At 68.2% G+C, this 21,179-nt stretch carries 19 protein-coding genes, 1 tRNA gene and 2 pseudogenes; 9 read left to right on the forward strand and 13 right to left on the reverse strand.

Annotated features, from left to right (window positions below; genetic code table 11):
* Positions 1-71: 71 nt before the first annotated feature.
* On the reverse strand, positions 72-974 hold the full coding sequence (locus tag ABGB14_RS12875; RefSeq protein ID WP_347643850.1) for an aminoglycoside phosphotransferase family protein: 903 nt from the start codon (positions 972-974) through the stop codon (positions 72-74).
* A 271-nt stretch (positions 975-1,245) separates the two neighbouring features.
* On the opposite strand from ABGB14_RS12875, the gene ABGB14_RS12880 reads away from it, so the two are divergent.
* The 3 genes from ABGB14_RS12880 to ABGB14_RS12890 all read left to right on the forward strand — a co-directional run bounded on the left by ABGB14_RS12880 (position 1,246) and on the right by ABGB14_RS12890 (position 4,584).
* The gene (locus ABGB14_RS12880; protein WP_347643851.1) at positions 1,246-2,496 is read left to right on the forward strand and encodes a serine hydrolase domain-containing protein; all 1,251 of its coding nucleotides are present in this window, start codon (positions 1,246-1,248) and stop codon (positions 2,494-2,496) included.
* A gap of 288 nt (positions 2,497-2,784) precedes the next feature.
* Positions 2,785-3,270, forward strand: coding sequence for a hypothetical protein (locus tag ABGB14_RS12885; RefSeq protein ID WP_347643852.1), 486 nt, complete (start codon positions 2,785-2,787; stop codon positions 3,268-3,270).
* A gap of 330 nt (positions 3,271-3,600) precedes the next feature.
* On the forward strand, positions 3,601-4,584 hold the full coding sequence (locus ABGB14_RS12890; RefSeq protein ID WP_347643853.1) for a hypothetical protein: 984 nt from the start codon (positions 3,601-3,603) through the stop codon (positions 4,582-4,584).
* A 178-nt stretch (positions 4,585-4,762) separates the two neighbouring features.
* On the opposite strand, the gene ABGB14_RS12895 is transcribed toward ABGB14_RS12890, so the two are convergent.
* Positions 4,763-5,341: a TetR/AcrR family transcriptional regulator gene (locus ABGB14_RS12895; protein ID WP_347643854.1), complete on the reverse strand. Its 579-nt coding sequence runs from the start codon at positions 5,339-5,341 to the stop codon at positions 4,763-4,765.
* Positions 5,342-5,434: 93 nt separating this feature from the next.
* Between ABGB14_RS12895 and ABGB14_RS12900 the strand changes: the two genes are divergently transcribed.
* Positions 5,435-6,847 (forward strand): MFS transporter, encoded by a 1,413-nt coding sequence (locus tag ABGB14_RS12900; RefSeq protein ID WP_347643855.1) that lies wholly within the window; start codon positions 5,435-5,437, stop codon positions 6,845-6,847.
* Positions 6,848-7,254: 407 nt separating this feature from the next.
* Here ABGB14_RS12900 and ABGB14_RS12905 read toward each other — a convergent pair whose 3' ends face one another.
* Positions 7,255-7,782 carry a carboxymuconolactone decarboxylase family protein gene (locus ABGB14_RS12905; protein WP_347643856.1) on the reverse strand — a complete coding sequence of 176 codons (528 nt, stop codon included), beginning with the start codon at positions 7,780-7,782 and terminating at the stop codon, positions 7,255-7,257.
* A gap of 531 nt (positions 7,783-8,313) precedes the next feature.
* On the opposite strand from ABGB14_RS12905, the gene ABGB14_RS12910 reads away from it, so the two are divergent.
* On the forward strand, positions 8,314-8,841 hold the full coding sequence (locus ABGB14_RS12910; RefSeq protein WP_347643857.1) for a DUF4396 domain-containing protein: 528 nt from the start codon (positions 8,314-8,316) through the stop codon (positions 8,839-8,841).
* Between the two features lie 48 nt (positions 8,842-8,889).
* On the opposite strand, the gene ABGB14_RS12915 is transcribed toward ABGB14_RS12910, so the two are convergent.
* The 3 genes from ABGB14_RS12915 to ABGB14_RS12925 form a co-directional block, all read right to left on the reverse strand.
* Positions 8,890-9,093, reverse strand: a complete 204-nt coding sequence (locus ABGB14_RS12915) for a hypothetical protein (RefSeq protein WP_347643858.1) — start codon at positions 9,091-9,093, stop codon at positions 8,890-8,892.
* Positions 9,094-9,160: 67 nt separating this feature from the next.
* Positions 9,161-9,562 (reverse strand): DUF305 domain-containing protein, encoded by a 402-nt coding sequence (locus ABGB14_RS12920; protein ID WP_347643859.1) that lies wholly within the window; start codon positions 9,560-9,562, stop codon positions 9,161-9,163.
* Between the two features lie 60 nt (positions 9,563-9,622).
* The gene (locus tag ABGB14_RS12925; protein ID WP_347643860.1) at positions 9,623-9,832 is read right to left on the reverse strand and encodes a heavy metal-associated domain-containing protein; all 210 of its coding nucleotides are present in this window, start codon (positions 9,830-9,832) and stop codon (positions 9,623-9,625) included.
* 150 nt (positions 9,833-9,982) lie between these two features.
* Between ABGB14_RS12925 and ABGB14_RS12930 the strand changes: the two genes are divergently transcribed.
* Entirely contained in the window at positions 9,983-11,161 is a 1,179-nt protein-coding gene (locus tag ABGB14_RS12930; RefSeq protein WP_347643861.1) for an FAD/NAD(P)-binding oxidoreductase, read from the forward strand.
* A gap of 875 nt (positions 11,162-12,036) precedes the next feature.
* Positions 12,037-14,412 carry a heavy metal translocating P-type ATPase gene (locus tag ABGB14_RS12935; RefSeq protein WP_347643862.1) on the forward strand — a complete coding sequence of 792 codons (2,376 nt, stop codon included), beginning with the start codon at positions 12,037-12,039 and terminating at the stop codon, positions 14,410-14,412.
* Positions 14,413-14,426: 14 nt separating this feature from the next.
* Here ABGB14_RS12935 and ABGB14_RS12940 read toward each other — a convergent pair.
* The 5 genes and pseudogenes from ABGB14_RS12940 to ABGB14_RS12960 form a co-directional block, all read right to left on the reverse strand.
* Positions 14,427-14,600 (reverse strand): annotated as a pseudogene (locus ABGB14_RS12940) (metal-sensitive transcriptional regulator); the annotation flags it as partial.
* Positions 14,601-14,750: 150 nt separating this feature from the next.
* Entirely contained in the window at positions 14,751-16,976 is a 2,226-nt protein-coding gene (locus ABGB14_RS12945; RefSeq protein ID WP_347643863.1) for a heavy metal translocating P-type ATPase, read from the reverse strand.
* 21 nt (positions 16,977-16,997) lie between these two features.
* Entirely contained in the window at positions 16,998-17,978 is a 981-nt protein-coding gene (locus ABGB14_RS12950) for a hypothetical protein (RefSeq protein WP_347643864.1), read from the reverse strand.
* Positions 17,975-18,187: a cation transporter gene (locus ABGB14_RS12955; protein WP_347643865.1), complete on the reverse strand. Its 213-nt coding sequence runs from the start codon at positions 18,185-18,187 to the stop codon at positions 17,975-17,977. Before ABGB14_RS12955 ends, ABGB14_RS12950 begins: the two co-directional genes overlap by 4 nt.
* 27 nt (positions 18,188-18,214) lie before the next feature.
* Positions 18,215-18,496 (reverse strand): metal-sensitive transcriptional regulator, encoded by a 282-nt coding sequence (locus ABGB14_RS12960; RefSeq protein WP_347643866.1) that lies wholly within the window; start codon positions 18,494-18,496, stop codon positions 18,215-18,217.
* Positions 18,497-19,167: 671 nt separating this feature from the next.
* On the opposite strand from ABGB14_RS12960, the pseudogene ABGB14_RS12965 reads away from it, so the two are divergent.
* Positions 19,168-19,383: pseudogene (locus tag ABGB14_RS12965) on the forward strand (tyrosine-type recombinase/integrase); the annotation flags it as partial.
* 59 nt (positions 19,384-19,442) lie between these two features.
* Here the strand turns inward: ABGB14_RS12965 and ABGB14_RS12970 are convergent.
* Positions 19,443-19,517: transfer RNA gene (locus tag ABGB14_RS12970), tRNA-Val, on the reverse strand.
* Positions 19,518-20,002: 485 nt separating this feature from the next.
* Between ABGB14_RS12970 and ABGB14_RS12975 the strand changes: the two genes are divergently transcribed.
* Entirely contained in the window at positions 20,003-20,419 is a 417-nt protein-coding gene (locus ABGB14_RS12975; RefSeq protein WP_132341648.1) for an SsgA family sporulation/cell division regulator, read from the forward strand.
* A gap of 76 nt (positions 20,420-20,495) precedes the next feature.
* Here ABGB14_RS12975 and ABGB14_RS12980 read toward each other — a convergent pair whose 3' ends face one another.
* Positions 20,496-21,149 (reverse strand): DUF305 domain-containing protein, encoded by a 654-nt coding sequence (locus ABGB14_RS12980; RefSeq protein ID WP_347643867.1) that lies wholly within the window; start codon positions 21,147-21,149, stop codon positions 20,496-20,498.
* Between the last annotated feature and the right edge of the window lie 30 nt (positions 21,150-21,179).

Below are 21,179 nucleotides of genomic sequence, written 5' to 3' on the forward strand. Positions count from 1 at the left end.
TCGTCCGTCCCTTCGCAGCACATCAACTGGATTCGAGGAGAACATCATGACCGCCACCCCGGCAGACGGCCTCAAACGCCCGCCAGAACACGATCAAGTGCCGCCCGGCCCGCGGGCCCCCAGTGCGGCTTGCCGCCGGGAAGGCCCCGATCCCCGTTCTGTCCCATGAGCATCAGGAAGAGGCTCTTCATAGCGGCCAGCCCGCGGGCGCGCCGGATCGTCGCCTCGTCCGCGTGCCCGTACGCGTCGAAGAACCGGGCAGCCGCGCCCGCGGGGAGCAGCACCCACGCGGCGCCGAGGTCCCACGCGGGATCGCCGGCGAACAAGGCACCGAAATCGATCACACCCGAGAGCGTTCCGTCCGAGACGACGACATTCGCGGGATGGAGGTCGCCGTGCACCCACACCGGCGGGCCCTCCCACTCGGGGGCCGCGACGGCATCGGCCCAGACGGCCCGGACGGCGCGGACATCGCCGACGGCGTCGGGGTCAATGGCCTGCAAGAACTGCTCGAAGCCGCCCGTACACCTCTTGGGGTGAGCGCCGAAGTCCGAACTGGCCGTGGCCTCGGCGGGCGCCTCCACATGGAGCGCCCCGAGGAAGCCCGCCAGCGTGTCGGCCGCGTGGGCGCCGCGGCTGATCAAGCCGTGGTCCAGCGGCTCGCCGGGAACCCATGTCATCACGGTCCAGTGCTTGGGGAAGCGTCCGGACGGTTCGCCGAACCGCACCGGGGTCGGCACCGGGAGCGGCAGGCGCGGGGCCAGCACGGGCAGCCACCGCCGCTCCTTGAGCTGGAGCTCCGGGGTGGGGTCCATGCGCTGCATGCGCACGGCCAACTCGTCCCCGAGGCGCCATATCTGGTTGCCCCAGCCACCCTCCACCTCACGGATGGCCAGCCCGGCAAGATCTGGATGTTGCTCCCGAAGCAGGTCGCGGACCAGGTCCGCGGTGATCTCGATCTCGGTGTCGGTCATGCGAAGTCACAGTACTGCGCTGCTCTGCCCGAACCGGCAGTGCAAGGTGTCCAGCCCGCAGCACCGCCTGGACCGCGGGCGACCCACACCCTGATGGCCGAGGCCGGGTCCGTCAAGCCTTCTTCCTGATCAGGCCCAGGAGGCGCCGGCCCAGCGCCCGGCCTGAGCGCCGACGGCCACACCGACTTGGTGTGAGAACTGACTTCTGTCATGCGGGACCAGTGATACAGAACACTGACCTCCGCCGAGCGGAAGGCTCATGCTGAGCGCCATGACCACTCGTCGATTCAGCACGCTCGCCTCGCGGCTGGGAGCCGCGACCCTGGCCGCCGCGTTGCTCGCGGCGGCACCCGCGGCCGTCGCCGAGGACGGCGGCCTCGACCGGCAGCGGCTGCGCCAGACACTGGACGCCGTGCACGAGGCCGGCATGTACGGCGCCTCTTCGAACGTCGTGGACGGCCGGCGGAGCTGGAAGGGCGCCGCGGGCGTCGCCGACGTCGAGACCCGCCGCCCGATGCGTCCCGAGATGGTGCACCGGGCCGGGAGCATCACCAAGTCGTTCGTCACCGTGGCGGTGCTACAGCAGGTCAGCAAGGGCACGATCGAGCTCGACGCCCCCATCGGCCGCTACCTGCCGGATCTGCTCCCGGGTGAGCGCGGGCAGCAGATCACCGTACGCATGCTGCTCAACCACACCAGCCACATCGCCAACCACACCGAGGTGCTCTTCCCGACGATCGAGAGCCTGGACGCCAACCGCTTCCGCGCCTTCCCGCCGGAGGAGCTGGCGCGGGCAGGGCTCGGCGCCCCAGCGACCGGGCAGCCGGGGGTGACACCCGGGTCGTACTCGAACACGAACTTCGTCATCGCCGGCCTGCTGCTGGAGAAGGTGACGGGCACGAGTGCCGAGCGGTACATCACCGACCAGGTCTTCCGGAAGGCCGGGCTGCGGCACACGTCGTTCCCGCGTACGCCGTACCTGCCTGGGCCGAGCTCCAAGGCGTACGAGGCGCTGTTCGGCTACTTCGACCCGCCCAAGGACTACAGCGTCTACAACATGTCCTGGGCCTGGACGTCGGGTGCGGTCGCCTCGACGATGGAGGACCTCAACCGCTTCTTCCGGCTGCTGCTGCGCGGAGAGCTGCTCGACGCGACTCTGCTCGCCGAGATGCAGAAGACCGTGCCCATCCGGTCGTTGTCGGGCGCCGCGGTCGACTACGGTCTCGGGATCTTCCCTCTCGACCTGCCGTGCGGCAGGTTCTGGGGGCACGACGGGAGCGTCCCCGGCATGCAGACCTTCGCGTTCTCCGACGCCGGCGGCGGCCACCAGTTCGCCTTCGGCATCAACCTGAGGAACTACCAGCAGCTCGACGAGAACGGTGGTCCCGTCACGCACGCCATCGACTTCGCGATCGGGAACCACTTGCTGGAGGCGGCGTGCGGGCCTGACGCGGGGGCGGCGACCAGGGCGGCACGGCCGCTCCCGGCGATCGGCGTGGACGGGGGCACGGCCACACCGTGACCGGCGGCGCGGGCGGGTCACCGATCGGCGGCCCGCCACAGCACCGCCGCCCTACCCCGGACGTTGAGCTCTCTCGCCGGCGAGGTAGGGCGACACCCGGCTGGCCATCGGCGAGCCGGCACAGCGGTTCGGCCTGGCCACGCACGTTGTGCGGCACCGGGGTGGCATCAAGGTAGCTTTACCGGCCGCCTGTGCGTACTTATGCATGGCTACGGACGCGTGGACGCTCTTACAGTCCGGTCACGACTTGCCGACAGGCAAGCTGCCATCCAGGACCGGGAGATCATCATGGCACGTTCCAAGTGCGCAGTTGTCATCGGGCTCAGCTCGGCCCTCCTCATCCCCCTGTTCCTCACAACCGCGCTGGCGACGCCGGCGCAGGCAGCCGTCTGTGACGGCAGCCGGAGGATGTCCGAGCGGATCGCCGCCAGCGGGAACTTCTTCGAGGCCGACACTGCCTTCGGCATCCCTGGCGGGAAGGTCGTCCTCCGAGTCGGCGGGCCTTGCGCATGGGGGCTCATCGAAAGCCCCTTGCCGTGGATGCGTACGGGCTGGGTATGGCTGGAGCGCAAACAGCCCGGATCGTCGACCGTCGACAGGCTCGGCGAGCGCAAGCTGGGAGGTACGAAGTCTCGCACGCACACCGGCGCCTACACCCGGGCCGGCTACTACGTTCGTGCCTGCGGCGCGGTGCTGGACAACCGCCCGTCCAAGAACCTCGGCTACGTACCGGAACGCTTCGCCGACTGCACCAAGTGGTCGTTGTACATCTAGAGGCGCCCCGCCACGGGCAGCGAGGCGTCCAGACCACACATCTGCAGCACGCCAGGGCCCATCTCGTACGGACGGTCCAGCGGGCCGAAGGCACGCAGTACGGCGCTCAGCCCGAGGGGTTTCCCAGAAAGATCTTCTCCCCACCGCCGCACCAGGCGTGCCACGGCGACGCGCCGGCTCGCCCAGTGATCATGTAGCGGCGACGGTCGTGAGCGGGCAGCCGAAGACCGCCATCGAGACGAACCGGAACCTGATCCGGCTGTCGCCGTATCACAACCACCCGCACCGAACTCTTGTCTCTACTGAGTCCCGACGACAGTGGGAGAGGGCATGTTCTCGGCGTCCAACTACGCGGCACAGCGGTACGAGAGCGAAGCGGGTCAGGAGCACCTCGAGACACTTCAGGTGCTGGTCCACCTCGCAGGACTGGAGGAGGAGGACGAGTTCGTCACCGCCGTGCTGAACGGCGTCACCTACAACGGGCCGGAGGGAAACCTCGCCTCCGACATGGAGAGCATTCGCACGGCGCTGGCGGAGGCCTCGGCCATCTACAGGCTGGGTGACCCGTGGCGGGCCCAGCTCAAGGAGTTCGCCGTGCACCTGGGCGAGGACGACTACTTCAGCGCGCAGAAGTTCTACGAAGCCCGCTCGTTCTCCCCCGACCACACGGAGGTCGTCGGCGGGCGCTCTCTGCAATTCGCCACTCCGATGGTGCTTGCCCATCCGCCGATCGTCGAGGTGAATCAGCACCTCAGGGGCGCTCTCGCCGGATACGCCTTCCAGCCCCCGACGATCTGGATACGTTTCGGTCTGTTCAAGGTTCTCACGGCGCTCAAGGCCGACGGGGACAATACGGACGCGACGAAGGCCGGCGTCCTGCAGTTCGTCACAAGCAGCCGGGTCGCCGAGTATGACGGGCTAAAAGTCGACTACTCGTTCGAGCGGTCCTTGGACACCAGCCAGCCGCCCTGGTACAAGGGCCAGACCGACGATATCCCGCCCGGTGAGCCGGTGGTCCTCATCCGCGACGACTCCCCGACATGGGCAGTGCCGACCAAGTGGCAGAAGGGCCAGGATCTTCGTAGCGTCACGATCACCGACACCTTCGAGACGTACTTAGCCGTACAAGTAGGTCCCCAGGCCTTCACAACGCTTTTCACCTGCGAATGGACGTTCCACGCCAAGTACGACATGCAAAAGCCCGGTGAGGGCAGCGCGGAGTACAGCATCACGGCTCAGAAGATCGAGACCCGCGACATCAAGGTGACCGGGCTGCCGCTGGCGCACAACGTCGAGGCGAAGGTCGTGAGCTGAGGCGACCCGCACCTCACTGTTAAGCGGGGGTGAACGGGCGCGGTCCGGGATGACGGACCGCGCCCGAGCCTCAGGAGTCCACTGCGGCGTGGAAATCCTGGACTCGGTCACGACGACGGCGAAGCCGCAGCCGCGGGCCAGCCCCAAGAAGGCGGCTCTGCATTTCCGGACAGTGCTTCTAGCCGGTCAGCACCGATTGAACGGACTTCGTCACCATGTCACCGGCGTCGTGTGAGGGCAGGCGTCCCACGCGTACCTCGCTCGCCGCCCCGTGCAGGATGTAGTGGACGAGGCTCACCAGCCAGGTGGTGGGAAGATCGGCGCGGAAGACGCCTTGTTCCTGGCCGCGGCGGATGAGCTCGGCCATGCGTCGAGCGGGTTCGGCGTGCAGTTCGCGGACCCGGCCTGCGGGGAGGACTGTCTCGGCGGCGGTAAGCAGCGCCGCGGACTCGGCCACGATCTCCCAGCTCGACGCCAGTAGGCGGGTCATGGCTTCGTGGGCGTCCCCCGTCAGGTCGAGGGACGACAGGGTTTCGTCGCCGGCTCGCAGGGCGTCCATGAGTGCGGCTTCGACCAGGTCTGCCCGAGTGCGAAAGTGCCCGTACAGGGTCATCCGCCCGACACCTGCGGCCTGCGCGATGTCGTCCGTGGTCGTGTTCGGATCCGAACTCAGCAATGCGCGCGCTGTGGACACGATGCGGGCGATGTTGCGCTCGGCATCGGCGCGGCGCCTGGAGCGCGCGGAGGGTGCAGCCATTACACCAGTCTAACTCGTATGTGCATATACAGGTTATAGTGTCGACTAGATCTCGTACACGAGAGTACGAGTTATGTGCATGGAGGAGAACTGATGGCCCAACCAGAAGTACGGCAGGTCTCACCCCAGGAGCCGCATCCGGCCCGGTGGCACATCCTTGGCTTCCTCGGGGTTGCCCAGCTCATGCTGATCCTCGACGTCACCGTCGTGGCCATAGCACTGCCCCACATCGGGACGGACCTCGAACTCGGCCGCGAGGCGCTGACCTGGACGGTCAGCGCCTACACGCTCACCTTCGGCGGACTGATGCTGCTCGGCGGACGGATCACGGACCTCGTAGGAGCCAAGCCGGTCGTGCTCGCCGGACTGCTTCTGTTCGCCGTCGCATCGCTGGTCACCGGGCTGGCCGGGTCCGCGGGCCTGCTGGTGGGCGGTCGCGTGGCGCAGGGCGTCGGGGCGGCGCTCCTGTCGCCCTCCGCCTTGTCGCTGGTGGTGGCGCTGTTCGACGGAGAGGAGCGGAACAAGGCCCTGGGCGTCTGGTCCGCGCTGGGCGGTGGTGGCGCCGCCCTCGGTGTCCTCCTCGGCGGCCTGCTCACCGCAGGCCCAGGATGGTCATGGGTCTTCTATGTCAACGTGCCCATCGGGCTCGTGATCGCCGCAGTGCTCGCCGCTCTGCTGCCGGCCCGGCCGGCCACGTCCGCCGACCGGCCAAGGCTCGACGCCCTCGGCGCGATTCTGGTGACGTCCTCCTCCGCGTCGTTGATCTACGCCCTCATCGCCGCAGGCGAGCGGGGCTGGCTCAGCGCGCTCACCGGATGGCTCGTCCTGGCGGCCGCCGTGGGCTATGTGTTGTTCGTGCTCTGGCAGCGGCGGGCCCGGTCACCCCTGATGGACGTCCGGATGCTGGCCAGGCGGCCTGTGGCGACCGGCGCTTTCCTCATCCTGATGGCAACGGCGCTGATGATCGCCGTGTTCTTCCTGGGCACCTTCTACTTCCAGCACGCTGTCGGATACGGCGCCTTGCAGGCAGGGCTGCTGTTCCTGCCGGTGGCGCTGGCGACGATGCTCGGCGCCCATCTGACCGGACGCATGCTCGGCCGATGGGGTGGACGCCGGCTGGCCGTCGCGGGCCTGACGGTCGCGGCGATCGGCCTGGCCGTACCGGCGGTGTCGATGAACACGGTCAGCGTCGTGCTCGGCGTGGCCGTCGCGGCGGCGGGCACCGGCGCGATGTTCGTCATCGCCTCGGCGACCGCGCTCGGGCAGGTGGCGCCCCATGAAGCCGGGATCGCCTCCGGCATCGTGAGCACCTTCCACGAGTTCGGCGCCTCCATCGGAGCCGCGGTCGTGTCGAGCGTCGCAGCCGCGAGCCTGGTCGGGACCACGCTGAGCGGCTTCACCAACGGGTTCATCGTGGCGGCCGCCGCAGCGGCGGTCGGCGCCGTCGCCGCCGCGCTGTTGACACCCGGCCGCACAAACCGGCAGAACCAACCTCATCCGTCCTGAGCCATCCGTGGTGCGGGGGATGACGAAGGGCATTGCACGCATCACGGCACCACCACAGAGCCCGGTCAAGACTGGTGATCCCATCCGGGATCGCTGCTCACCCCCGCCCGCGCCGAGGGTGGCCGGCGCCGCTACAGCCGCATCGATCTGTACCGAATCGCGGTGGTCCTCCGCGCCAGGGAAGCGGGCATCGCTTGGGAGGACCTCCGCGAGATGTTCACCACCCCGGAGCCCACCGCCCGCCGGGAGATCCTCCATCGCCACCGCCGGAGCCTGGTTCGGGCGCGTCGCCCGGGCCCAAGCGTCGCCAGAACTCATCGACTGCGCGTTGACCTGCGACCACGAGGACTTCGCCGGTTACGCGGACTTCCAGGCGATGCTGACCGCCCGCGTCGCGCAGGCCGCCCCTAGGCTTCCGGCGCCGCGGGTTCGAGCCCGGCAAGGAGGTTGAACGTGCCGGTGAGCTGGTTCAGGGCGACCAATCCCGGGATCTCGGCGATGATCCTGTCACTCCAGCCATGTGCGCGCAGCTCCGCCACATCGTCGTCGCCGACGGAGGACGGCTCGGCCAGAATACGGACCGCCATCGCGATGAGGGCCGCCTCGCGCGTGTCCGTGGCCGATCCCTGACGAGCGAGTGCGATGTCGCTCTCGCTCAGCCCTGCCGCACGTGCCGCCTCCGTGTGTGCTTCCAGGCAGTAGGCGCAGCCGATCCACTCCTGCACGGCGAGCGAGATCTTCTCGCTGAGAGCACGAGGCAGCTTGACGCGCTTCATGGCACGGGACAGCTCCAGGTAGCCCTGCAACAGGGCCGGCGAATGAGCCATGGTGGCGACCATGGCTCCCACACCGCCCCTCCTGGCGACGATGTCCTCCAGGAGCTCACGGGATTTCCCGGGTGCTTCGGCGGGCTCCAGCGCGGTAAGGCGTCGCATACGATCTCCTTAACTCCATTTATACCCCCTAAGGGTATATGGGCGAGAGGCATTCCCGCCACCTCACCGAGCCCTTCCCCGTCCTGCCCCTGTTCCGCGACGCCTCGAAGCCCGCCCGACCTCCCCGCACGCTTCCACACTCACTACCGCGGCCAGGCACACTGTCCGCTCCCGCGCCGCCCGCTTCTGTGCGCACCGTCGAGATGACGGAGACTGTGCGGCGCCACTGCGCCCACCATGGTGCAGGCCACCGGCATCAGCCGAGCCACCTGCCCCGGCCAGCGTTTCGCCTGCTCCACATACTCCTATGCGGCAGCCCCTCGGACCCGCACCACCTCACGACACCCTGCCGCTTCGCCGCAGCCAGTCACACGCCGGCCCAGCCGCAACTCTCCCAGTCCAGGTTTCGACGCGGAGATGCCGTGCCACGCCAGCATGCAGCCCTCGCCGCCAGCCTCACTTGCCACATACCCAAGGGGGGTATAGCTTCGGGATGAATGACCTCTAACCCATACCGTTGAGGAGGGGCCGATGGCTGAGCACAACCCGCCCACGCAGGACCAGCGCGCCGTGCATGCCCAACACCACCCCACCCAGGGAACGCGCCAGGGGCACACGGGCAAGGCGTCATGGTCGATGGCCGCCTCAGCCACGTTGCACTGCCTAACCGGGTGCGCCATCGGCGAGGTGCTGGGGCTGGTCATCGCAACCTGGCTAGGCTGGAGCACCGCTCCCTCCATCGCCCTGGCCGTGGTGCTGGCCTTCTTCTTCGGCTACCTGCTCACCTTGCTGCCGCTGCGCCGGGCCGGCGTGAGCTGGCGCGCTGCGATCAAGCTAGCGCTGGCCGCCGACACCGCGTCGATCCTCGTGATGGAGATCGTGGACAACGGCGTGATGCTCGCCGTCCCCGGCGCCATGGACGCCACGTTGACCTCCGGCCTGTTCTGGGGAGCCCTCGCCTTCGCGTTGCTGGTGGCCTTCCTGGTCACCACCCCGATCAACAAGTGGATCATCGGCCGGGGCAAGGGCCACGCAGTCGTACACGCCTATCACCACTGATCTCGGTCCGCGGCGGGCCGCGCAGGCCACTGCGGCCGGAGCGCCCCGTCAGGTGGGCGGCCGGTCTGCTGAGCGCTCGCGCTGCGCAGGCCAGTCGCCCGTGCCGCCCCGTTCGAGCAGGCGATGGCCTTTGAAGGCGCGCACGTTCCTCATGCGGGAGGCGCTCGCGGCCAGCGGCAACCAGGCGGTCACGCTGGTCCGCTTCCCGGACGTCCCATTGCGGACGGACATCACGCCATCAGGCGCTGCCATCGGCGTCACCCGACCTCGCGGGACATGACCCGTCCGGGCGTCCATCGCGCTCGGACGGGTCATGAAATCAGAGCCGGTCGAGGATCTTCTGCAGTTCCTCCACCTCGGCCTGCTGCGTGGTCTCTATGGTTGCGGCCAACTCTTGGGCCTGCGGGTTCGACCCACCGGCCTGCTGGGTGCGGGCCATCTCGATCGCGCCCTTGTGGTGGGCGATCATCCGCTGCGCGAACAGCTTGTCGAACTCCGTGCCCTTGGCCGCCTTGAGCTTGGTCATCTCCTTCTCGGACATGACGCCGGGCATGTCGTGTCCCATGCCGCCCTCCGGCGCGGCCTTGCCCCACCCCGTCAGCCAGCCCTTCATGGTGCGAATCTCCCGGGAACGAAGGCATGTCACGGCACCTGCCGGTGTACTAGTGCGGCTCGTAGCACCTGCCAGGAGCCGGCCGGGTGCCGGCACACACAGATGCACGGCACCCGGCCGTCAACCGTTCACCGCGGCTCTCCCGCCAGGGCCCTCTTCGAGGCCCGGTCAGGCGGAGACCAGCTCGTAGCCCGCTTCTTCTACGGCATCGCGCACAAGAGCTTCCTCGATCGGCTCGTTCCCCGTCACGGTTACCTGGCCGGTGGCCAGGTCGACATCGACCGCAGTGACACCGGCGATCTTGCCGACTTCGGCCTTCACGGTGCCCACGCAGTGGCCACAGGTCATCCCGCTTACGGTGTAGGTCGCATTGCTCATCATGACTCCCCTCGACAAATACCCCTATTAGGTATACGGGCGAGTTGACCATACGGCAGCACAGCATCTCTGACAACCCTAACCCCCTATGGGTATGTGAGATCTAAATCACGTTCACACATATACCCCTTAGGGGTATGGTCGTCCCTCATGAGAGAACTCAACTCCATCGCCATCGTCGGAGCTTCGCTGGCTGGCTTTCGTGCGTTTCAGGCTCTGCGACGTGAGGGCTTCGACGGCACGATCACCCTGGTAGGGGCTGAGAAGCACCTTCCCTACAATCGCCCCCCGCTGTCCAAGAGCATGCTCAGGGGCGATGACGAGGTCACTCTCCCAGGCGCCGAGGAGCTCGGCAACCGCTGGCTACAGGGCCGCCATGCCGTACGGCTGGCCCCGTCTCAGCGCCGGCTCATCCTGGACGATGCCTCGGAAATTCGCTACGACGGCCTGGTCATCGCCACCGGCGCCCGCCCACGCCACCTGCCGGACACCCCCGACGGCGTGTACACCCTGCGCACCGTCGAGGATTCCCTGGCGCTGCGCGCCGAACTGGCCGCAGGACCCGGCGACGTCGTCGTGATCGGCGGTGGCTTCATCGGAGGAGAGGTCGCCTCGACCGCTCGAGCCCTCGGGCTCGGCGTCACCCTCGTGGACACGTCGCCGCACCCGATGGCGAAGGTCGTCGGCGCCGAGACCGCACGCTGGCTGGCCGCCCATCACCGGGACAACGGCGTCGAACTCGTCACCGGGACCCGCGTGACCGGCTTCGACTGGAACGGCAGGGTAACGGGCGTGCGATTGAGCGACGGCCGGACGCTGCCCGCCGACCTGGTCATCGCGGGCATGGGCGTCGTCCCGAACACCGACTGGCTGGAAGGCAGCGGGCTGACGCTGAGCGACGGGGTGGTCTGCGACGAGCGCCTGTTCGCGTCGGGAGCGGAGGACGTGGTCGCCGCGGGTGACGTGGCACGCTGGCCGCACAGCCTGTACGGCGGCGCCATGGTACGCGTCGAACACTGGTCGAACGCCAACGACCAGGGCGCCGCCGCGGCGCTCAACCTGCTGGCCGGTCCGGACAACGCCAAGCCCTTCGCCGACCTGCCGTCCTTCGCCACCCACGTGCACGGCGCCCGCATCCAGACGGCCGGCCTGCCGCACCTGGCGGACGAGACCCGCGTCGTGACCGGCGACCCGCGCGAGGGGCGGTTCGCCGTCGCCTTCGCCAAGCACGGCGCTCTGGTAGGCGCCGTCGCGGTGAACGCGCCCAAGGACCTGATCCGCGTCAAACGCGCCATCCTGGCGGGCGATCGCCTGGCTTCCCTGGTGTGACGAGAAGACACGCTGAGGCCACGCTTCTACGATCGCCGGTAGCATCTGAACAGACCCGGGTGGAGGGACTGTCACATGGTGCGTGGCCCAGGAGAGCTCGAGTCCACGACCAAGACCACATGGGCTTCGCCATCACCGGCCCGAAGACGTTCCTGGCCAGCGGACACCCCTCGCCCGAGGACGTCTCGCCGGAACACCCGCCCCACCTCGGCCTTGTCAAGTCGACGGACTCCGGACGCACCTGGAAGACGCCGTCGGAGGACGGCTCCGCCGACTTCCACTCCATCCAGCCCGCCGGCGCCGAGCAGCCGTCACGCGTCTACGCCACCACACCCGACGGGCTGAAGGTCAGCACCAACGGCAGGCTGCACCACAGCAAGGTCACGAAAGCCCCCCTCCTCAGCCACATCGACGTCCTCGCAGGCGACGTGCTCGTGGGAGCGGGAGCCGAGGGCCGAATCCACATCAGCCAGGACTCCGGGAAGACCTGGTCCGCCTCCGGCAAGCTGCCTGGTCAGGCAGCCCGCGGTCACAGCCGTGGACCGCCGGCGTCTGCTCGCTGCCACGGGTGCTCTCCCTCTCGCACTGTCACGTTCAGCCGAGAGCGGCGGTCAGCTCGCGCTGCTTCTCCTGGTCGACGTGGCCGAGGTCCTGTGGATACGCGGAAAGCATCTCCGCAACCTGTGAAGTCATGTTCCCTCCCGTCGCGAGTGACGGCCCTACTCAGCAATCGAGGCGCCCCAAGCACATCTACGATCAGCAGCAGTAGTACAGCCCAATGCCGTATGCAGCACCTCCGGACTGACCAAAGCCTTAGCGGGTACCGGTTCTACGATGAGCCATCGTGAAGTAGAGCTCTGTGGGAGGTGACAACCATGAGCGACTACGTCCCTGATCGACCTGGCGAAGACAAGGAACGCAGCACTGCGATCCTTGACGTCAGCGGGCTGCACTGGGCTTCCGAACAGAACGTCGTCGTGGCCACCCTGGGCCGGCGCCCAGGCGTGCTGCAGGTCGAGGCCAACGCTGCCGCCCAGACGGCGACGGTGCGTTTCGATCCGCGCGTCACGTCCCTCGCCGAGCTGCGTACGTGGATCACCGAATGTGGCTATCACTGCGCCGGGCAGTCGGTGCCCTCTCACATCTGCGATCCCATGGCTGAGCCTGACCCGCCAGGCGCGAGCGCCGTGGCTGCGCCCGCTGGTCACGCAACGCATGCCGAAGAAACGGCGTCACCTCACGACATGATGGGACACGGCGGCCATGCCGGGATGTCGATGGCCTCGATGGTCACCGACATGCGCAACCGCTTCCTGGTGGCCGCGATCTTCTCCATCCCGATCGTGTTGTGGTCTCCGATCGGCACGGAGGTGTTCGGGCTGGACCTGCCTGTCCCGTTCGGATGGCGTCAAGACGTCTGGGCGCTGCTGCTCAGCCTGCCGGTGATCTTCTACTCGTGCTGGATCTTCTTCGACGGAGCCGTCCGCGCACTTCGCGCCCGCACCCTCGACATGATGGTTCTCGTCGCGGTCGCGGTCGGCGCCGGCTGGTTGTACTCCCTGGTCGTCACGCTCACCGGCGGCGGCGAGGTGTTCTACGAGGCCGCCACCGTCCTGGCCGCCTTCGTACTGCTCGGCCACTGGTTCGAAATGCGGGCGAGGGGCGGCGCCAACGACGCCATCCGTGCCCTGCTCGACCTGGCCCCGCCCAAGGCGACGGTTGTTCGTGATGGTCAGCCGGTCGAGGTCCCGACCGCCGAGGTGATGGTCGGCGACCTCCTGCTGGTCCGTCCTGGCTCCAAGATTCCGGTCGACGGCACCGTCGAAGAGGGTCAGAGCGAGGTCGACGAGTCGATGGTCACCGGCGAGAGCCTGCCGGTGCACAAGGAGCCGCGTTCTGCCGTCATCGGTGCCACCGTCAACCGCAACGGCACGCTCAGGGTGCGCGCGACCAAGGTGGGAGCCGACACCGCCCTGGCACAGATCGTCCACCTCGTCCAGCAGGCGCAGAACTCCAAGGCGCCGGGGCAGCGGCTGGCCGACCGGGCGGCGTTCTGGCTCGTCCTCGTGGCATTGATCGGAGGGGTCCTCACCTTCGCGGTCTGGCTGCTGGCCGCAGGGCAGCCGTTCAGCGTCGCGATCCTGTTCGCCATCACGGTCGTCGTCATCACCTGTCCCGACGCGCTCGGCCTGGCGACCCCCACCGCCATCATGGTGGGCACCGGGCTGGGGGCCAAGCGTGGGGTGTTGTTCAAGAATGCGATGGCGCTCGAGTCCTCGGCCCGCATTCAGGTCGTGGTGATGGACAAGACCGGCACCTTGACCAAGGGCGAGCCGGAGGTCACCGATGTGGTGGCAGGTGACACGCTGCCGGACGACGAGTTCCTGCGCCTGGTCGCTGCCGTCGAGCGGGAGTCAGAGCATCCGCTGGCCGAGGCGATCGTCCGGCACGCGGATGGCCTGGGCTTGGCGCCGATGAGGGCCGAGCACTTCGAGAACGTCCCCGGACACGGCGCTGTCGCGCAGGTCAACCGGCGCAAGGTCGTGGTCGGCAACCGGCGGCTGCTGGAGCGGGAAGGGGTGGAGCTCGGGAAACTGGCGGGCAGGCGGCGGGAACTGGCCGAGGGCGGCCGCACCGCCGTCGTGGTCGCCGTGGACAACACGGTGGCCGGCATCATCGGCATCGCGGACGCGGCGCGGGACACGTCCTCTGCTGCCGTTGCCACGCTGCATGAGCTCGGCGTCGAGGTGGTGATGCTCACGGGAGACAATGCCGCGACCGCGGAGCGGATCGCGCGGCAGCTCGGCATCGACACCGTGATCGCCGAAGTGCTCCCTGGAGACAAGGCGGCCAAGATCGCTGAGCTCCGGGCAGGCAGCCGCAAGGTGGCCATGGTCGGGGACGGCGTCAACGACGCCCCGGCACTCGCCCACGCCGACCTGGGCATCGCCATCGGCGCCGGCACGGACGTGGCCATCGAAACCGCCGATGTGGTGCTGATGCGCTCCGACCCGCTGGACGTGCCCACGGCCCTGCGCATCGGCCGGGGTACGTTGCGCAAGATGCGGCAGAACCTGGGCTGGGCCATCGGCTACAACGCGCTCGCCCTGCCCGTCGCCGCCGGGGTGTTCGAGCCGGCGTTCGGGCTCGTGCTTCGGCCTGAGATCGCCGCGCTGTCGATGTCGGGATCGAGCGTGATCGTGGCCGTCAACGCCCTCGCGCTCAAACGGCTGCGCCTGCCCTCTACGTGAGGAAAGGCGAGTCGAGAACGCACCAGCCTGGCGACGGCGTCGCCGGGCTCCTTGACTTCCGCCTCGGCATCCGGGCCGCCCTGGCGGGTGGCTTCGGAGACGCAGTGGGCAAGGTGCTCCTCAGGCAGGGCCAGGGAGAATGACTTCAGTGCGCTGGTGGCCGCGGAGACCTGGGTCAGGATGTCGATGCGTGCTGCGTCTGGCAGCACAGCCGGCCGTAGAAGCCGCGCGGTCGGACCGGTACGGGTCGAGGTCGCTCCCGATCGCACCCGATCCGCGGCACCTGAGCAAGAGGAGGATGGCTCCACGCCGTACGGCGTGGAGCCATCCCGGCACTGCTACTTGAAGCGCCGCAGGCGCAGGCTGTTGCTGACCACGAAGACGCTGGAGAACGCCATCGCCGCTCCTGCGATCATCGGGTTGAGCAAGCCGAGCGCCGCCAGCGGCAGGGCGGCCACGTTGTAGGCGAAGGCCCAGAACAGATTGCCCTTGATCGTGCTGAGCGTCTTACGGGACAGCCGGATGGCGTCGGCGGCTACCCGCAGGTCGCCCCGTACCAGTGTGAGGTCGCTCGCCTCTATGGCGGCGTCGGTGCCGGTGCCCATGGCCAGCCCCAGGTCGGCCTGGGCCAGCGCGGCAGCGTCGTTGACCCCGTCACCGACCATGGCCACGACCTTGCCCTCGGACTGCAGGCGCTTGACCACGTCGACCTTGTCTGCGGGCAGCACCTCGGCGATCACCTCGTCGATGCCCACCTCGGCCGCGACGGTCTTGGCCACGGCCTCGTTGTCGCCGGTCAGCAGCACCGGTGTGAGACCGAGGGCACGGAGCTGGGCGATGGCCTCCTTGCTGGTCGGCTTGACCGCGTCGGCCACCACGAGCACCGCCCGTGCCTGGCCGTCCCAGCCGACCGCGACCGCGGTGCGGCCGCCGGCTTGGGCCTCGTGAAAGTCCCGTTCCAGGTCGGCCGGAAGGTGCTGGGACCACTCCTCCAGCAGCCGGGGGCGGCCGACCAGGACCGCGTGGCCGTCGACGATGCCTTGAACGCCGAGCCCTTCGACGTTGGCGAAATCCTCCGGCGCGGGCAGTTCGCCGACGCGGGCAGCGGCACCCTTGGCTATGGCCTGGGCGATCGGGTGCTCGGAGGCGTATTCCAGCGCACCTGCCAGGCGCAGCACCTCGTCCTCGCTCGTCCCCTCGGCCACGTGGACGGCCGTGAGGGTCATCCTGCCCTCGGTGACCGTGCCGGTCTTGTCCAGCACCACAGTATTGATCTTGCGGGTGGACTCCAGCACCTCCGGCCCCTTGATCAGGATGCCGAGCTGCGCGCCTCGGCCGGTCCCGACCAGCAGCGCAGTCGGCGTGGCCAGACCGAGTGCGCACGGGCAGGCGATGATCAGCACCGCGACCGCCGCCGTGAAGGCCGCCCCGACACCGTCGCCGGTGCCGAGCCAGAAGCCCAGCGTACCGAGGGCGAGTGCGATCACGATCGGCACGAAGACGCCGGAGATGCGGTCGGCCAGCCGCTGCACCTGCGCCTTGCCGGTCTGCGCCTCCTCGACCAGCTTGGCCATCTGGGCCAGCTGGGTGTCGGCGCCGACCCGGGTTGCCCGGACGATGAGCCTGCCACCCGCGTTCACGGTGGCGCCGGTGACCGCATCGCCCACGCCGACCTCGACCGGGACGGATTCGCCGGTGAGCATCGAGGCGTCCACGGCCGAGGAACCTTCCTCGACCACGCCGTCAGTAGCGATCTTCTCGCCCGGCCGGACCACGAACCGGTCGCCCGCCGTGAGCTGCTCGACCGGCACGCGCCGGCCGTCGGCCAGCTCCACGTCCTTGGCGCCCAGCTCCAGCAAGGCCCTCAGCGCAGAGCCGGCGCGCCGCTTGGAGCGGGCCTCGAAGTAGCGCCCGGCCAGGATGAACGCCGTCACCGCGGCGGCCGTCTCCAGATAGATGTTGCCGGAGCCGTCGGTGCGCTCGATGGTGAACGTGAACGGGTGCGTCATGCCGGGCGTGCCGGCGGTGCCGACGAACAGCGCCCACAGCGACCAGCCCAGCGCGGCCAGGGTGCCGACCGAGATCAGCGTGTCCATGGTGGCCGCGCCGTGGCGCAGGTTGGTCCAGGCTGCCTTGTGGAAGGGCCAGCCCGCATACGCCACCACGGGAGCGGCCAGTACCAGCGACAACCACTGCCAGTTCGTGAACTGCAGGGGCGGGATCATCGCCATGGCCACCACCGGGACCGACAGCACCACGGAAGTGATGAGGCGGTGGCGCAGCGGCTGGAGCTCGTCCTCCGGCTCCTGCTCGGCCGCCTCCGTTGTGGGCGGTGCGGGCAGCGCGGCCGTGTATCCGGCCTTCTCCACCTCCGCGATGAGCTGCTGCGGGTTGACGTCCTCGGGGAAGGTGACCTTCGCCTTTTCCGTCGCGTAATTGACCGTCGCGGTCACGCCGTCCATCTTGTTCAGCTTGCGCTCGATGCGGTTGGCGCACGAGGCGCAGGTCATGCCGCCGATCGAGAGCTCGACCGCGTTCTGCCGGTCATCGGTGACCTGGGTCATCACCGTTCTCCTTTCTCTCGCTCAGTGGCTGTGGCCGTCGTCGGCGTGCCCGGTGGATGTGGGCGTCGGCGTGGAGGTCGGGATCGCCGGCCGCTCCCCAGCGCCGAGGGTGAAGTCCGCGGTGCGGACCTCGCCCTTGTGCTGGAAGTCGAGGAACAGCCGGTAGTCGCCGGTGCTGGGCGCTTCGGCATAGAAGACGATCTCCGGCCCGGGCTCGGTCTCACCGTCGCCGGGCTCTCCGTCGGGATGGACGTGCAAGTAGGCAAGGTCCCTGGCGCGCAGCGCCACGAGGTGGCCGTAGGCGCCGAGGTAGGGCTGCAGGTCAGTGACCGGCTTGCCGTCCTTGCTGACCTTGAGGGTGAGCTTGCTCGACTGGCCGGGCGTCAGCTCGCCGTCGAGGGTGACCTCGTATCCGTCGACGCTCGCCGTACGGCTGGCCTGCGGCAGCGCCTTCGGCTCGAAATCGCCGGCGACGAGCAGGTCTGTGCCCAACGTCAAAGCCTTGCCACCCGTGGGGACGAAGTCGGCGAAGGCCCGGTACGCTCCCGCGCCGGGCAGGGTCAGCTTGACCGACCAGACGCCGTCACCTGCTTCGGTGGGGTGGAGATGCAGGAAGGTGCTCAGGTCGCGGGACACGACGATGAAGTGAAGCTTCTTGTCGTGCTCAACCTGGTAGTCGGTGACCGGCTCACCGTCAGGCCCGGTCACCGAGAAGCGGAAGTCGGTCGGCTCATCCGGCTTGATCGTCGCGGTGAGCGGGTGAAGGGTGTAACCGCTCTCGGACACTTGGAGCCCTCCGGGGGTATCGTCCTCCACCTGCTCGGTGGCGTGCTCCCCGTGGCCCGCACTCGCGCTCGCGCTCGCGGTGGGCGCTGTCATGGCGGCGTGGTCCTCGGCCGGGGGCGTCCCCACCGGTCCCACCACCTTGCCCGCGCCCAGAGCACCGCCGAAAACGACGGCCAGTCCCAGGACGTATGAGCCGAGCTTGACTGGGGTGTTCACCGGTTCGCCACCTCGTAACCGGCCTCTTCAACGGCAATGATGATCTTGGCTGAGTCAATAAGGCCGTCGCTGTCCACGGTCAGCAGCCCGGTCGCCAAGTCCACCTCGACGTTGGCGACCCCGGTCACTTCGCTGACCTCCTCCCTGACCGAACTGACGCAGTGGCCGCAGGTCATGCCCTTGACGGTGTAGGTGGATGTGGTGCTCATATCGGTCTCTCCTTCAGGTCGGCAGGGTCAGGAACGCACGAGTCTGGCGATCGCCTCGGAGGCCTCCTTGACCTTGGCGTCAGCCTCCGGGCCGCCCTTCAGCGTGGCCTCAGCGACACAGTGGGCCAGGTGCTCTTCGAGCATCGACAGGGAGAACGACTTCAGCGCGCTGGTCGCCGCCGACACCTGAGTCAGGATGTCGATGCAGTATTTGTCGTTTTCGACCATCCGCTGCAGCCCGCGGACCTGCCCCTCGATACGGCGCAACCGCATGGCGTGGTCCTGCTTGCTACCGCTGTATCCGGCCATGTCCACCCCTCCTCTTGTCGATCGCCCAGAACAACACCATACCCCCCTACCGTATTCCTGGCAAAGCAGGGCGGCGCCGCCGTTCACTTCGCCAACGACTCCTTGGATGACTCCAGGAACTGGCTCGACATCGGAATGACTGTCGGCGCCGCCCTGGCCGGCACCGTCGCGACGGCATCACTACCTACCCTACCGGGGTACCGCTCCGGTCTCCGCGAGGTGGCTCGGGTTGAGCGGCTCGCCAGTCGGTCGGTGCCCCGCCGGCGCAAGGCGTGGCGCGAAGGCGGGACGCAAGCGCTGCTGTCCAGAGCCGTCCTCTTCGGCTACCACCGCGTGGCGCCCTCCGAGCGGCTGTGGATCTGGGCCATCGACCTGGATCAAGCCCGGAAGGACCCGCCACTCTCTTGACCTGCGTCAGGCGAGCCTTCCCGTCAGCGTTCGCAGCGCAGGCTCATACCTACTTCTCTACGATGTAGATCCATAAGACCCTTGCGCGACTTCACCTTGCGGATGGCAACGTCGCGTGGAGTGGACCCGGCACACCAGTTGGACAGCCCAGACCACCTGGACCGCAGCGAGCGCGCCGAGACCTGCCGCGCCGTACGCTCCAGCTCCCCCATCGGTGTGTCCGTGCCCAGGTCGTGCTCTGGGAGCACCTGGACGCCCGTGGAATGCCCCCGGGCAAGGACGATCAGGCACGTCTGGTGTTCGCCACCCGAAACGGCACCGCGATGAGTGCGGGCAACGTCCGTCGCGAGTTCCGGCGGGTCATCACCAGGGCCGGCCTGGTCGGTTCCGAGTGGACCCCTCGGGAGATGCGGCACAGCTTCGTGTCGCGGTTGTCGGCGGACGGCGTCCCCATCGAGAACATCCCCCGGATGATCGGACATGCCGCCCTAGAAGATCAAAAAGGCCACGTCCCGCGTTGGGAGGTGGCCTTTGACCTTGGTGGGCGATACTGGGATCGAACCAGTGACCTCTTCGGTGTGAACGAAGCGCTCTCCCGCTGAGCTAATCGCCCGCCCTGCCGGCTCCGCTTGGTGCCGACGGGGAAAACCATACCGCACTCTGGCGCCTGCTGGCGAAGCGATGTGATCAGAAGGGGGTGGGCCGGGCGGCGGGAGGGGGTCGGCGAGGGCCGGATCGGCGCAGCCGTAGGGATTCGGGTGAAACGCGGCGGTTGCCCATCGGCATGGCGGGTCGGTGGCATACCATCAGTCGTGTTCCGGAAGACGCCGGTCGCGATCATTTCGCAAGAAACGTTCATGACCGACGCCTCCGGAACACGGTCCACCGCACGCAAAACCCTTGCAAATACGACCCGATTGATGCCGTTTAGCCTGGTAGATGCCCAAATGTCCAGCTGTGATGTGCGTTACAGAAGGCCCTAGGAGCGGAATCTTTCCTACGGGTTTCTTCGTTCCCTGCGTCATGGCTCAGGACGAAGTCCATCAGAGCAGTGAAAGCCCCGTAGAGGGGACCTACGACGAAAAGGTTTGGCTGACGATGAACAGCACCACCGTCTCCGCCGAGCTTGGCCTTCGGCTTGTGGTCCCCGACCGTACAACCGTCCCCCTGCTCGCCGGGTTGAGTTACACAGCTGACGACCCATACGCCATCCGCATGGCCTTCCACGTAGGGAACGACGAGCCGGTCGAGTGGATCTTTGCTCGCGAACTGTTGACCGTGGGCATCGTGCGACGTGTCGGCGACGGCGACGTGCAGGTGTGGCCCGCCCGTGCCGACGGCGAGCGCACGCTGCACATCAGTCTCACATCACCGTTCGGGCAGGCGCTCTTCGAAGTGCCGCTGGCCCCGCTCACGGAGTTCCTCCACCGCACGTACGAGAAGGTGCCCGCGGGCCGCGAGACCGACTTCATGGATCTCGACAGCGAGCTGACCAACATGCTCTGGCCCTCGTGACCGGAAGCGACCTCGTGACCGGAAGCGACCCCGTGCCCCCGGTGTCCCCCGGCCGGAGCACCCCCCGGCCCCGGCGCTAGGCCGGCAGCGATTCCAGCACCCGCTTCATGCGGGTGATCTCAATGCTCTGACCCGAGTACACATCCTTGGCGAGCAGCCGCATGCGTCGGTCCCGGCCGGTCGCGAGCTGCTCTCCGGCCATCTTCACCGCACCCTGGTGATGTCTGATCATCAGCTGGAGGAACAACCGGTCGAAGGCGGTCCCCTTGGCCGCGCCCAGCGCGTTCAGCTGCTGCTCGGTCGCCATCCCGTAGCCCTCGGCCTCCCCGTGGTCGTGTCCCGACGGGGCGGAGCGGCCCAGCTCGGCGAGCCAGTTGGTCATGCCCTTGATCTCCGGCAGCTGGGCGGCGTCGATCGCGCGGGCAATCGAGCGGATGGTGGACGTGGTCGTGCGGTCTTCCACGAGCGCCGTCATTTCCAGAGCCTGGCGATGATGCGGGATCATGGCCTCGGCGAAACGTACGTCGGAGGCCACGGTCGGGGCGGGCGTCTGCCCGAGCCGCTCCCCCGGTGTCGCCGTGCGCCCCTGGCCTCCTGGGCTGCCGGGCACGATGACCGGCGCCTCCGTACCCACGGCAGAGGGTTGGGCAGACGGCTGCGAGCAGGCGCTTAGGCCCAATATGGTCAGAACCGTGATAAAGACCGTGCGCGGCGTCGAACCTGCTGACATAGCTTCCATACTGAGCCACAACATGAAGGG

The sequence above is a fragment of the Nonomuraea sp. B10E15 genome (assembly GCF_039871615.1).
Lineage (GTDB): Bacteria > Actinomycetota > Actinomycetes > Streptosporangiales > Streptosporangiaceae > Nonomuraea.

Excerpts from the sequence above, each read along its gene's own strand:
- ABGB14_RS12875 (WP_347643850.1), bottom strand. The coding sequence starts at position 974 with ATGACCGACACCGAGATCGAGATCACCGCGGACCTGGTCCGCGACCTG.
- ABGB14_RS12880 (WP_347643851.1), top strand. The coding sequence starts at position 1,246 with ATGACCACTCGTCGATTCAGCACGCTCGCCTCGCGGCTGGGAGCCGCG.
- ABGB14_RS12885 (WP_347643852.1), top strand. The coding sequence starts at position 2,785 with ATGGCACGTTCCAAGTGCGCAGTTGTCATCGGGCTCAGCTCGGCCCTC.
- ABGB14_RS12890 (WP_347643853.1), top strand. The coding sequence starts at position 3,601 with ATGTTCTCGGCGTCCAACTACGCGGCACAGCGGTACGAGAGCGAAGCG.
- ABGB14_RS12895 (WP_347643854.1), bottom strand. The coding sequence starts at position 5,341 with ATGGCTGCACCCTCCGCGCGCTCCAGGCGCCGCGCCGATGCCGAGCGC.
- ABGB14_RS12900 (WP_347643855.1), top strand. The coding sequence starts at position 5,435 with ATGGCCCAACCAGAAGTACGGCAGGTCTCACCCCAGGAGCCGCATCCG.
- ABGB14_RS12905 (WP_347643856.1), bottom strand. The coding sequence starts at position 7,782 with ATGCGACGCCTTACCGCGCTGGAGCCCGCCGAAGCACCCGGGAAATCC.
- ABGB14_RS12910 (WP_347643857.1), top strand. The coding sequence starts at position 8,314 with ATGGCTGAGCACAACCCGCCCACGCAGGACCAGCGCGCCGTGCATGCC.
- ABGB14_RS12915 (WP_347643858.1), bottom strand. The coding sequence starts at position 9,093 with ATGGCAGCGCCTGATGGCGTGATGTCCGTCCGCAATGGGACGTCCGGG.
- ABGB14_RS12925 (WP_347643860.1), bottom strand. The coding sequence starts at position 9,832 with ATGAGCAATGCGACCTACACCGTAAGCGGGATGACCTGTGGCCACTGC.
- ABGB14_RS12930 (WP_347643861.1), top strand. The coding sequence starts at position 9,983 with ATGAGAGAACTCAACTCCATCGCCATCGTCGGAGCTTCGCTGGCTGGC.
- ABGB14_RS12935 (WP_347643862.1), top strand. The coding sequence starts at position 12,037 with ATGAGCGACTACGTCCCTGATCGACCTGGCGAAGACAAGGAACGCAGC.
- ABGB14_RS12945 (WP_347643863.1), bottom strand. The coding sequence starts at position 16,976 with ATGACCCAGGTCACCGATGACCGGCAGAACGCGGTCGAGCTCTCGATC.
- ABGB14_RS12955 (WP_347643865.1), bottom strand. The coding sequence starts at position 18,187 with ATGAGCACCACATCCACCTACACCGTCAAGGGCATGACCTGCGGCCAC.
- ABGB14_RS12960 (WP_347643866.1), bottom strand. The coding sequence starts at position 18,496 with ATGGCCGGATACAGCGGTAGCAAGCAGGACCACGCCATGCGGTTGCGC.
- ABGB14_RS12975 (WP_132341648.1), top strand. The coding sequence starts at position 20,003 with ATGAACAGCACCACCGTCTCCGCCGAGCTTGGCCTTCGGCTTGTGGTC.
- ABGB14_RS12980 (WP_347643867.1), bottom strand. The coding sequence starts at position 21,149 with ATGTCAGCAGGTTCGACGCCGCGCACGGTCTTTATCACGGTTCTGACC.